The sequence below is a fragment of the Leptospira fluminis genome (genome assembly GCF_004771275.1).
In the GTDB taxonomy this organism is placed as follows: Bacteria; Spirochaetota; Leptospiria; order Leptospirales; family Leptospiraceae; genus Leptospira_B; species Leptospira_B fluminis.
In genome coordinates this window covers 20652-32489 of record NZ_RQEV01000015.1, presented here as the reverse complement: position 1 = coordinate 32489, position 11838 = coordinate 20652, and the positions used below count along the sequence as shown (strand labels likewise).

Sequence of the window (11838 nt, the reverse complement as noted above, 5' to 3'; positions counted from 1 at the left end):
GTTTAAAAATTTTCCTTTCCCGACATTAGGTTCCGTCCGATCACCATCTTATGCGTCTCCGTAGGTCCGTCGGCGATCCTCGCCGCACGTGCGTCCCTGTAAAAAAGCTCCAATTTGAGATAGCGGCTGAACCCGTGGGAGCCGCAGATCTGTATGGCTCTGTCCACGCATTTGTTCAGAGTTTCGCTCACTTGCCATTTGGCAAGGGAGATCGCTTGTCTAGCGTCTCCTCCCTTTCTGAGAATATCCGCAGCCTTCAAAGTAAGCAGAAAACCGGATTCGATTTCGAGGGCGGCCTCCGCGAACATCCATTGGATCCCCTGTTGCTCGGAAAGTTTTCCGCCGAATAATTCCCGCTTTATCGCGTATTCTCTCGCAATTTCGAGGGATCTACGGGAAAGTCCGATCCACCGCATACAATGCGTTAGGCGAGCGGGACCGAGGCGTTCCTGGGAAAGACGGAAGCCTTCCGCTACCTTTCCTAGAATCTGCGATTCGTGTACTTTAACGTTTTCGAAATTCAGTTCGCAATGTCCTCCGGGTCCGTGGGAACCGAGCACGTCTATCTCCCGGACCATCGTGTATCCGGGAGCGTCCGTCGGGACGAGAAACATCGTAGTCCGACGAAAGCTATCGTTGACCTTGGCCATGACGATCAGAAAGGAGGCCCCGTTCGCTCCGGTACAATACCATTTTCTACCGTTGATCACGTAATGTTCGCCGTCCTTAACCGCATTCGTAGCTAGAGTGGTCGGATCCGAGCCCGCGCCGGGAGGAGGTTCGGTCATAGCGAATCCCGAACGGATCTTACCTTCCACAAGAGGATAATAATATTTCTTTTTCTGTTCCTCGTTGGCGGCTAGGTGAAGAAGATGCATATTCCCTTCGTCGGGAGCGTCGCAATTGCATAAATAGGGAGCGATCGGAGAACGGCCCAATTCGCTGAATATTAGAGCGGTACCGACAAGATCCAATCCCAATCCGCCTTCCGATTTGGGAAGGTGCGCGGTCCAAAGCCCCCGTTTCTTAGCTTCCAATCTCAACGCCTCCGTCAGCGTTTCGGGCATTCTTCCCCGGTTGTAATCGTAATGATCCTCGGCGGGAATGGCAACTTCTTCCACGAAGGCCCTGGCCTTAGCCTTTATCTCCTCGACTTCTTTAGAGACGGTTAAATCCATAATACTTTAAATTTTCCTAATTTATTTATTTTCTGAATTCCGGAGGAAGTTCGAATTTTCCGATCCGATCGTTATGAAGACTTCCCAAATATACGTAGTTCCCTTTGCGCTTCACCGAAGTGATCTCCTTCAAATGTTCTCCGGTAGGATCCTGAAAACTGGCTAAGGCGCGACCCTCCTCGTCCAGAAGAACTGCGAGACCGTAAGGCTTGGGTCTCGGCCACAAAAACTTGGGAAGCTTTGCCACCAGAATTTTTGCCCAAGGCCTGGGGTGAAGGAGATGATCCATGGTCGGATTCCGTACCGTAAACATGGCCAGGTAGAAGGTTCCGTTGCCGTCCGAAGAGATATTATCGGGAAACCCGGGAAGATTTTCAACCCACACGTCGCTGGTCCCGGCCTTAGGACCCTTTAACCAATACCGATGAATTCTATATTTGTATGTCTCGTTCAGAACGACGAAGTCTTCGTTCTTCGATAACGCGACTCCGTTGGCAAAGAAAATATCCTTCATCAGTACCGTAGTTTTTTTGGTACGAGGGTCGTATTTTAACAACCTTCCCCTCGGGACTCCTTCCATAAGATCGTAAAGATACTCGGGAGCGGTATATTTATAACTCGCGTCGGAAAAATACACTGTTCCGTCTTTTGCCACGTCCAGATCGTCGGTGAATTTAAAAGGAACTCCTTCCGCTTCGGTGGAAAGGATTTGCACGTCCCCTTTAGGGCCGATTTTTAAAAGACCTTTCATCGCATCCGCTACGTAAAGTGTCCCGTCGGAAATTAGTTTCATCCCCAAAGGTCTTCCGCCGGTAGCCGCATACGCTTTCATATCACCCTCTTTCGATATGAAATATACTTTTCCGTCTTCGCTAGCTGAGTAGAGATTGCCGGAATCGTCAGGTTCTATATCTTCGGGGCCATGAATCCTGCCTAAGGCTATCAATTCGGCGGATCTTAAGTGTTTATTCTCGGAATAAACTCCGCTCATTTCCGGCTCGGGAGGAGGATAATAGGCCACCGGTTCGATCCGAGAGGGTTTGATCAGAATCCCCGTCGCTAAAATAATCAGTACTGCCACGACGAGGAGGAGGATTTTTTTCGCGTTCACGATTCCCTCCTTAAGGGAAACGAGGAAGAAAGTAACTTGGAAGGAAGCCCAGTCAACGGAAATTTCCGATATCACTGCGCGAGCTTTACAATTATTGATTGCGGCTCCCAACCAATTTTAGATACGCTACACAAGGCATAAGAGTTAGCCTTTCGATAAGATGAAGATTTCGGAAGAAATGGTCAATAAACACGGAGTCCGATTTAAGGAATCCTCTATTATCTTCGATGAAAACGAACCCGCCGATCAAATGTATCTGATCCTAACGGGTAAGGTCGGGATTCACAAGAAGGTAAAGGAAGCATTCAAGCTATTAATCGAACTCAAAGAAGGTGATATGTTCGGCGAGATGGCTTTAGTCGATAAGAAGCCGCGAAGCGCACGTGCGATCGCCAAAACCGACGTTCTGCTCTTTGCGATTACGGAATCCGTTTTTTATAATATGATTCAGACGAATCCCTCCTTCTCGCTTAAGATGGTCAAAATGCTTTCTTCCCGCCTGCGGGAAACGAATCAGACCATCGCTAGCCTTCTGAAGGCGGATCGTAAAAACTTGGTCACCTCCGCTCTGATCGCCTTTAGCCAAACAAGGGGGGAGCAGGACGGCGGAATTTACAAGATTCATCTCGGCGCCTTCATCAAGTGGGCCATTCTTAGAGTCGGCTTGGAACACCAAGATTTGGTTTCATCCATAAACCTTTTAGTGAAGGACAAACTGGTGGAACAGCCCAAAAACGATCCAAGTTCTCTGATCATCCGGGAAGGTCTGTTTAAGTACACGGTGGACGTTTAATCCTTGGCGTTATCGGCGGCAAAACCCCGTAGCGCTATAAGATTGGATTATCTGGATAATCTTAGATCCTTCGCTCTTTTACTCGGACTAGCATTCCATGTCGCGATCGTCTATGCGGCCGATATAAAATACCCCTTGAGAAACATGGACCGCTCCTGGACCTTCGACGTTTTCGGAGAATGGGTACATCTGTTTCGGATGCCTCTCTTCTTTTTTCTTTCGGGATATTTTAGCGAAAGAACTTTCCGCTCCAAGGGGATCGCGAATTTCGTGCGACTCAGAGGATTTCGGATCCTGATCCCGTTAGTCAGCGGAATTATCCTATTCGCTCCCGCACAGTATTACGTCGCCGCTTTATCGAACGGTTATGAAAACAATTATTTCGTCTTTTTTTGGAACGAATTCCTTCTAAAATCCCCGAAACCGTCCCACCTATGGTTCCTACAATATCTGGTCCTCTATACGTTCCTATATGTGGCTATCCGTCCGGTATTGAATCGATTGGGAAATTTCTTCCTACCGGAAAGTCGCTACGGAAACTCTTCGACCGGTTCCTTACGGGTAAAGCGCGCGGAAATCCTATTATTTCTGGGATTTTGGAGTACATTTTGGACCTGTCTAATAAATTACTTTTTCCTAAAGGACCAGACGTTTTTCACGATTGAACCGGTGCAATTCGTGTACGATATCAGTTTCTTTGCCGCAGGAAGTTTCTTTATCGGTAAAGAATCCACGATCATAGACGGAGTTTCGAGCAAGATCGAATTGGGAATTTTAGGGATTTTAGCCTTAGCATTATTCTGGTGCTTCTACTGGATCAAAAGCATAGATCCGTTTTGGTCCTACTTCGGTTACACCGGAGACTGGAGAAGAATCCTTCACATTTTTCTGAAATGCTTGGGCGGATGGGCGTGGATCGCTTTCTTTATACGGTTCTTCCAGTTTTTCGTCAGCGATCGAACCAACACCTCGGAATACCTTCGCAATTCCAGCCTGCCGGTGTATCTCATTCATCATCCGATTTCCCTCGGAATCGGATTCGGCATCGTCCAAGAAACTTGGCCGATCTGGGCGAAGTTCCCCCTTCATCTTTTGCTCACGTACCTTCTTACGTTCGGAATTTATCATCTGCTGATTCGCAATTCTTTTTTTTTGAACGCTATTCTCGGAAACGCAAAAGCCAAACCTGCTCCTGCGGATTCCTAAAAAACGAATTCCTCTCGCCAAAAATCCCTTGCCATCCGATCCTAAAACAAAATCATGTCCTTTACCGGGCCTGTAGCTCAGTTGGTTAGAGCACACGCTTGATAAGCGTGGGGTCATGTGTTCAAGTCACATCAGGCCCAGGGGTTAAGACCAGTGGATAGCGGTCGGAATCAATCCTTCCGAGAATCCTTAACCCCGCAGAGCCGAGGAATCCGGTAGGAAGGAAATCCTTCGATTCGGTTCCTAAAACTATCCACGAAACCTTGTATACAAGGGGCGTTAGCTCAGCTGGGAGAGCATCTGATTTGCATTCAGAAGGTCATCGGTTCGATCCCGATACGCTCCAATTCCTCCCCTTAGAATACAATCCCTCGTTCCGCCGAGCGCATTTATTTCGCTCTTCCGGTGAATTCCTTCCAAAGTTGAATCTCGGATCGCTTTCTCTCTAAAAACTTTCGGCTTGCGGATCCGGCGTTTTGATCGATACCGAAAATACGATACTTCCCGCAGTACCATATCCGCTTCGGTTTTCCGAAATGTTCCCTTACCGACTCCTCGCCGATTCCATCGAGAAGCGCAAAGGAGTACGGAATTCCTGTTTCGTACCAGCGAAACGTATTTTGCCAAACCGTCACGGTCAGATCCGATTCATACGGATCCGCGACGAGCTTATCGCGACTTAAGTTCCGAATCTGAGCCAACCGCCAAAACCCCGCGATTCCTCTGTGCCATCCTTCTCGTGCCGAGACCTCTTCCAGACATACCAACCAATCCGGGCGATATTCGAACGAAATCCCTCGGCTCAGTCCGATACTCGCACAAAAACAAAACGAGGTTAAGACGATCAAAGCTAAGATTCCGGAGGAAATTTTTCGAAGAGAGAGAACCCCCAGGAGGAGTACTGCGAGACAAGAAGAAGAAATCCCGCCGAAATATCGATCCACGGGTTCTCCCGATTTGATCAATCCTTGAGCGGAACCCCAAACGATGAGGCTGAGAGGAGCTAAGATGGAGGAGCCTAGGAGGAGTGCGGAAACGGAAATTTCGGGATCGCGATTACCGACGGCGATTCTTTTTTTTCCCCGTAAGACCGAAGCGAATGCCAAACCCGCAAATATCAAAACGAAAAACGGAAGTTCCCTTTCGGCCAAAACGAGTGCGGTGTCCGTTATGCCTCGCAAAAGCCCGACAGGATCTTGCAGGAACCGAGCCTGTGCGTCTCCGGAGAAATAATGGAAGGGAAAGAAAATCGATTTATTTTTTTCTAATGCTTTTAACGTAAACCAAGAAAGAGCCAAACCTAAACCGACCGGAATCTGGGATACGATCGCCCGTGCCGCTTTTGCCGGAAAGGAATCGTTTTTGTCTCTCCGTATCCCATAGATAAAATACAGATTTTCCAAGAGTAACGGAAGAAGGTATGCCGGAACGAATAGCGGATCCGAGACCGAACCCAAAAAACAGGAAAGCGAAACCGAAAAAGACCTTGCCAAACTCGGAGAGTTCCGATTCCAAAAGAAGATTCCCCAAGCCCAGGGAAGAAAGGCCCAGATCCCTCCATGAAAGGCGGGCAGGAAAAAAAACAACTCTCTACCGGACAAAAGCAGAAAGGCCGCGAATAGGAAACCGAAAGATAGGATTTTTTCCGTGGAAGGCGGCGAGCTTCCGATCGACAGTACGGAGAAAAGCAACTTCCAACCGAAAAGAAGGAACGTCCATTGGAAGACAGCGTAAGTTAATTGAGCGGATTCCACGGGAAAAAATCCGATCCAGGAGGTAAGCATTCTCAAAAATAGATATAGTACCAGATCCGGAAAAAGGTAAGGAGCCGGAGTCCAAGTCCAATCCTCTAAACCGGACCAAAATCCTCGATTTTCGAGTTCGGAATAAACGCTCGAAAAAAAAAGGGAATCCGAATTGTAAAAAACCTCTGCAGTTTCGGAACGAGCGTTAACCGTTCCGAGAAGGAATAAAAAGGAAAGCAGGGAAAGAAGGAATCGGACTACGGAAACACTTCTTTCCCGAACGTTTTGAGAGAACTCCTTCACAAAGGGGAAGATTCTCTCACGGATTCACGAACGCAACTCGAATCCGGGTTTTCAAAAAAAGGTGGATCTTCCTTTTCCCGTCAGGATGATTCGTTGCATGAAATATTCTCGTTTTGGAATTTCCGGGCCGCTTCTCCTCTTCGTTTCGTTTTCCTTCTTTACGTCCTGCGACGAAGTCCGCAGGATTCTCGTGGCAAAAATCGGAGACTCTTCAAAATATTCCGCCGAAGGGAAGGAATCCGGATTTAAACCGGTCTTTACCCAACAGGACGAGCGTCGTAAAAAGATCGGAATTTCCTTAACGACCGTGGGGGAAGGTTTTGATCAGCCCACGGATTTACTCTCGATCCCGGGTCCCGAAATCTTTATCGTATTGGAAAAAACCGGCTCGATCAAATGGCTGGACCCCAAAGATGGAAGTTCCGGATTGATCGCTAAAATCCCGAACGTACTTACGGATTCCGAGGAAGGGCTGCTCGGGATCGCGTTACATCCCGCTTTTCCGGAAAAGCCGAAACTATATTTAAATTATGTAATTAAGAAAAATGGAAAAGATACAAGCAGGGTTTCCGAGTGGACCATGGACTTTCCCAAAGATCCTAAAAAATCGAAACTAAAGGAAGAACGGACCATCATGGAAGTCGAACAACCTTACGGAAACCACAACGCCGGGCAACTGGCGTTCGGACGGGACGGGAAATTATACATAGGCTGGGGGGACGGAGGTTGGATGGCGGATCCGAAGGGGAACGGACAAAATCCGAAAACCTTTTTGGGATCCATGCTAAGGATCGATGTGGACTCCAAGGATCCGGGCAAGGAGTATGCGGTACCTAAGGACAATCCTTTCGTCGGAAACGAGAATTACAGACCGGAAACCTTCGCTTACGGCCTCAGAAATCCGTGGAGGTACTCCTTCGATCCTTCCGATCGATTGATCCTAGCCGACGTAGGCCAGGATCTCTACGAGGAAGTGGATATCATAGAAGCCGGAAAGAACTACGGGTGGAATAAGACCGAAGCCTCGCATTGTTTCGAACCGAAAGAGAACTGCGATCGGAACGGATTGACGGATCCGATCTACGAATACGGTAGGGAAGACGGTAGTTCCATCACGGGAGGTTTCGTAGTTACGAACGACCGGATCGGCGATCTTCACGGGTTGTACGTTTTCGGAGATTTCGTCTCGGGACGGATCTGGGCGATCCCCCTTCCTAAAAACGGGGAAAAAGTGAAAGAGGCATATTCTTTAGGAAAATGGCCCGTGCTCATATCAACGTTCGGTCGGGACGCAAGAGGCTCCCTCTATCTAGCCGATTTCGGATCCGGAAAGATATTAAGGATAGATCCGGAAAAATAACCTAGGTCGCACTTGCAATACCGATCGCGGTCGGAGAACTTTCATTTGGAACGGGATCCTTTCCAGATCCCGATCTTGTTCCTGTTCGAGTCGATCAATGCTTTGGATTTTTCCCCGTCAGAATCGGAGAGATCGTAAATCTTCCAACTCTCGCAGTCGGCGATCGGCCTGGCGTCGGGGAAGGCCGACTTGAGCGCGGCTTCATCGATACCTTCCATGACTGCAAACGTATACGGTACGTCGGATAAAAACCAGGCAAACGTATTCTGCCAATAAAAGAGATTGAGGTCCGGTAAATAATCGTCAATAACCGTATCCGACCGAGAAAAAATACGCATCGGTCGGCTGATCCAGAAATTGGAAATCCCGCGTCGGTAACCCCTCTCCGTGACCAGACGATCCAAACATCGCATTCGTTCCGGATAATAAACCGGATCCATCTTTTTGGAAAATGCGACCTTAACGAGCAGTGCGTTTCCTAAAAAGAGAAAGACAAAGAGTCCGACCCGGAACTTCCTTCCGATTTCCATCGAACCGAGCAGCCAAAAAACCGCCCCGAGCGACGCGACGGTCATCTGTCCGAAATAGCGATCTATGGGATTTCCGCTCTGCGTTACATGACCGTTGATGGCGGCAAGAAGCACAAGGAACAGGGGAGACAAAAATCCGAGAGAGGCAAAAAGAAGTATCGGAATACGAGGGGGTTTTGCCGGGGAAAATTCCGAAAACCGAATGCGATTCCGGAAAAGAGCGAGGACGAAAACGAACGCTACAATCGCGATCTCCATCCTGTTCGATCCGAACAGACCGCTCGATGCGATCGTAAAATCGTTCCACCAGACTTTCGGATTCCCGAATAAAACGGACCATCCCACCTTACCGGAAGCATACGACCCCGGAAATAGAATTACTTTATTTTTATCCAATATTCCAAGTACGATCTTGGAAAGGATCAGGCCCGCTATCGTCGGAAAAACGGAGAAACAAAATTTTCGAAATCCGTGTAACTTCCGATTTTTGAACAGAAATTCGTACGTTTCTACGATCGCCAAAGGAATCGCGAAAGCCGGTATGAAAAAAAGGTCGCTCAAAGAAAGCAGAAAGACGGCAAGAATCGTTCCGTAAAAATACGTTCTTCCTCCCTTTCTTTTCCAGGAAAAATGACAGGCCCAAATCCAAGAAAGGGAAGCCCAGGTTCCTCCGTGGTAACCGGGAAGGAACAGGAACAACTTTTCTCCCGAAAATAGAAAAGCCGCGCCTAATAGATATCCGAAGGATAAAAACACGAATTCGAATCCGTTCCGATCGGGCTCCTTCCGCAAAACCCGAAATAAAACCGGAATTCCCACCAACAAAAAAGTCCATTGGAAGAGCGCATAAAACAGATGGGTCATTTCCCAAGCGCCATGGGAAATCGGCAGAAATAAGGTCCTCAAAACGAGATAGACGGCAAGGTCCGGAAAAAAATACGGAGAGGGAGTCCAGCACCAATCTTCAATCGGATAAAATCCGATCGAACCTCCTTTTAAAAAAAGTTCCGAATAGAGAATGGGAAAGAACAAAGAGTCGGAATTATAAAAATCGTCCGCTAAAGAAGGAGTTCCGCCTACGCTTACCAAAGCCGTACAGAAGATAGCGGCGGAAACGACCGTTAAAAACTTAGGAATCGAGAACCTTCGTAAAAACACCGACCAGAACAAAGAAAAACCCCGCTTATAAAAGGAACAATTCCTCTACTAGAAACCAAGGCGAGATTGAAAAAGACTGGACCGAAGTTGTCGAGTCCTTTTATGAATTGCTATCCGACCGGGAATTCCTATGAAACTCATTCTTCCGTTTACGCCGGAGTATTTTCGCTGGTTACGCAACGAAGCGCCCGAAGGAGGCGTAGAAACCTATCCTGAAATCGGAGAGAACTACGAAAGTTCCGTCCGAGGAATATACGTCATCGGAGATTTGACCGGACTTCCTCTATTAAAATATGCGGTGGACAGCGGAACAAAATGCGTATCCCTGCTTCCCCGAAGCGTGGCGGAAAAAACCGACGGGGAAATTTACGATCTGATCATCGTAGGGGCAGGCCCGGCGGGCGTTTCCGCGGGAATAGAAGCCAAAAAGAGAGGGATGAAATTCCTCATCTTGGAAGGGAACCAGGCCTTTCATACTGTCTCCAGTTATCCCAAAGGGAAACCCATCTTTGCAGAGCCTTCGGACCTGCAAATTTCCTCTCCATTGCAGATCCGGAACGGAACTAAGGAATCCCTTATAGAGGATCTTAGACTTCGTTTAACGGAAGAAAACCTACCCCTACGGGAGAATGTTCTCGTATCGGAAATTCTTCCTTCCTCTTTTCCTAAATCTAGGTTCGCGGTCAGAACACAAGAGGGAGAAACGTTCGAATGCCTGCACCTCATCCTAGCGATCGGAAAATCGGGGGACAGCAGGAGATTAAAAGTAAAAGGAGAGGACCTCCCGAACGTGTTTCATCGCCTGATCGATCCCGCGGATTTCCAAGGACAAAAGGTACTCGTAGTAGGCGGAGGAGATTCCGCGATAGAAGCGTCGCTGGCGTTGGAAGAAAGCGCGGAATCCGTCACTCTCTCCTATCGATCCGCAGAACTCTCACGTCCGAAAGAAGAAAACAAGCGTAGGTTTTTAGATCTGACGTCGAAAGGAAAAATCCTTTTTTTTCCAGAAACTTCCGTGTCCGAAATCCGGACCGGAAACGTTTTTCTACGATCTACCGCTAAAGAGAAAAGCCTTTCCGTAGATTCGACTCTCGTGCTGATCGGATCCGAACCGCCCACGTCGTTTTTGAAACGGATAGGCGTCGCCCTCCAAAATTTCCGATCGAAACGAGCTTGGACGGGATTCTTCGCATCTCTTTCCTTTGCTGTCGCCGTCTATTTCGGTAAGTCCGCGTTTTACGGGATCGATTGGTATTCCTGGGCAGCGTCCGCAGGTTTATTCGGGTTCGGTGTTTTCGGCATCCTTTGGTACTCGATGCGAGACCGGTCGCCTATCGGCCTGGATTGGTCCTTATTCCGGACCTTCTATTTGTCGACGGCGGCGCTTTACTTCTGTTCCACGTACGTTTTGGCCAAGTATTTCGGTACGTTCCTGTTCGGGAAAGCTCCGGGTTTTCATTATACTTTCCTTTATTCCTTAACGATCGTCGTTTTCGGAATTCGCAGAATGAAGGTCCGTCCCACGAAATACATCCGGCGACAAACCTGGACTTTGATTTTAGTCCAGGTGTTTCCCCTCTTTCTACTCCCAGAAATCATTCTCCCATTCCTGGGAAGCCGAGGATTTTTAGGAGCGCCCGACGGCTTCCTTCTCACACAGGTATTTCCGGGCGGAGCTTATTGGAAAGCGTACGGTTTGGTATTGGCCTGGCCTTTGAATATGGGAGTTCTGTACGACGGAGGAATCACCGCTTTTTGGCTCCTTTACGGAATTGCTCTCACGTTCTTGCTAATCCCGTATCTCGTTATCCGCTTCGGAAAAGGGGCTTACTGCGGCTGGATCTGTTCTTGCGGCGGATTGGCGGAGACTCTGGGGGACGAATCCAGAACGAAGATGTCGCACGGTTTTTGGGCCTATCGCTTGGAACATTCCGGTCAATGGATCCTTCTGGCGGCCGGAATTCTCACTGCGGCCAAGCTCCTGGGAAGCTATTCTGCCTACTTCCAATTTCTAGCCCAAACCGCGGATCCGATCAAAAAACTCTACGATGTTTTCGTCGATATAGGCTTAGCGGGAGTATTGGGCCTAGGCGCATATTTCTTTCTTTCCGGACGGGTTTGGTGTAGGATGTTCTGCCCCCTGGCCGCTCTCATGCACGTATACGCTAGATTCAGCAGATTCCGGATCTTTGCGGAGAAAAAGAAATGCATCTCCTGCAATGTATGCACGAAAGTTTGCCACCAAGGAATCGACGTGATGAATTATGCAAATAGAGGGCGGCCGATGGACAGCGTGCAATGCGTGCGCTGCTCCGCCTGCGTCACCTATTGTCCTACGGGAGTTTTGTCCTTCGGAGAAATTCGAAACGGAAAAGAGGTACGAGAAACTTTGAAGGCGACTCTTTAAAGTTTCGGACCTTCCGAAAATCCGGTTTTCCTAATGCGAAAACGTTT

Annotated in this window: 8 protein-coding genes and 2 tRNA genes; 6 read left to right on the top strand and 4 right to left on the bottom strand. The window is 48.4% G+C overall.

Annotated elements, in window-relative coordinates; translation table 11 throughout:
- Nucleotides 1-2: 2 nt before the first annotated feature.
- A complete protein-coding gene (locus tag EHO61_RS14475) occupies nt 3-1178 on the bottom strand; it encodes an acyl-CoA dehydrogenase family protein (RefSeq protein WP_135814287.1) in 1176 nt (391 codons plus the stop codon).
- A 25-nt stretch (nt 1179-1203) separates the two neighbouring features.
- Nucleotides 1204-2289 (bottom strand): strictosidine synthase family protein, encoded by a 1086-nt coding sequence (locus tag EHO61_RS14470; protein ID WP_246032154.1) that lies wholly within the window; start codon nt 2287-2289, stop codon nt 1204-1206.
- A gap of 160 nt (nt 2290-2449) precedes the next feature.
- Here EHO61_RS14470 and EHO61_RS14465 point away from each other — a divergent pair, with 160 nt between their 5' ends.
- The 4 genes from EHO61_RS14465 (at nt 2450) to EHO61_RS14450 (ending at nt 4634) form a co-directional block, all read left to right on the top strand.
- Nucleotides 2450-3082, top strand: a complete 633-nt coding sequence (locus EHO61_RS14465) for a Crp/Fnr family transcriptional regulator (protein WP_135769249.1) — start codon at nt 2450-2452, stop codon at nt 3080-3082.
- A 3-nt stretch (nt 3083-3085) separates the two neighbouring features.
- Nucleotides 3086-4288 (top strand): acyltransferase family protein, encoded by a 1203-nt coding sequence (locus tag EHO61_RS14460; protein WP_135814285.1) that lies wholly within the window; start codon nt 3086-3088, stop codon nt 4286-4288.
- Nucleotides 4289-4354: 66 nt separating this feature from the next.
- Nucleotides 4355-4428: transfer RNA gene (locus tag EHO61_RS14455), tRNA-Ile, on the top strand.
- Between the two features lie 133 nt (nt 4429-4561).
- A tRNA-Ala gene (locus EHO61_RS14450) sits at nt 4562-4634 on the top strand.
- A gap of 43 nt (nt 4635-4677) precedes the next feature.
- Here the strand turns inward: EHO61_RS14450 and EHO61_RS14445 are convergent.
- Nucleotides 4678-6336, bottom strand: coding sequence for a hypothetical protein (locus EHO61_RS14445; protein ID WP_135814284.1), 1659 nt, complete (start codon nt 6334-6336; stop codon nt 4678-4680).
- 97 nt (nt 6337-6433) lie between these two features.
- Between EHO61_RS14445 and EHO61_RS14440 the strand changes: the two genes are divergently transcribed.
- A complete protein-coding gene (locus EHO61_RS14440; protein ID WP_210415350.1) occupies nt 6434-7696 on the top strand; it encodes a PQQ-dependent sugar dehydrogenase in 1263 nt (420 codons plus the stop codon).
- 41 nt (nt 7697-7737) lie between these two features.
- On the opposite strand, the gene EHO61_RS14435 is transcribed toward EHO61_RS14440, so the two are convergent.
- Nucleotides 7738-9396 carry a hypothetical protein gene (locus EHO61_RS14435; protein WP_135814283.1) on the bottom strand — a complete coding sequence of 553 codons (1659 nt, stop codon included), beginning with the start codon at nt 9394-9396 and terminating at the stop codon, nt 7738-7740.
- 118 nt (nt 9397-9514) lie between these two features.
- Here EHO61_RS14435 and EHO61_RS14430 point away from each other — a divergent pair, with 118 nt between their 5' ends.
- Nucleotides 9515-11791, top strand: coding sequence for an NAD(P)-binding domain-containing protein (locus EHO61_RS14430; RefSeq protein WP_135814282.1), 2277 nt, complete (start codon nt 9515-9517; stop codon nt 11789-11791).
- The last annotated feature ends 47 nt before the right edge of the window (nt 11792-11838 follow it).

Excerpts from the sequence above, each read along its gene's own strand:
- EHO61_RS14465 (WP_135769249.1), top strand. The coding sequence starts at position 2,450 with ATGAAGATTTCGGAAGAAATGGTCAATAAACACGGAGTCCGATTTAAG.
- EHO61_RS14440 (WP_210415350.1), top strand. The coding sequence starts at position 6,434 with ATGAAATATTCTCGTTTTGGAATTTCCGGGCCGCTTCTCCTCTTCGTT.
- EHO61_RS14430 (WP_135814282.1), top strand. The coding sequence starts at position 9,515 with ATGAAACTCATTCTTCCGTTTACGCCGGAGTATTTTCGCTGGTTACGC.
- EHO61_RS14475 (WP_135814287.1), bottom strand. The coding sequence starts at position 1,178 with ATGGATTTAACCGTCTCTAAAGAAGTCGAGGAGATAAAGGCTAAGGCC.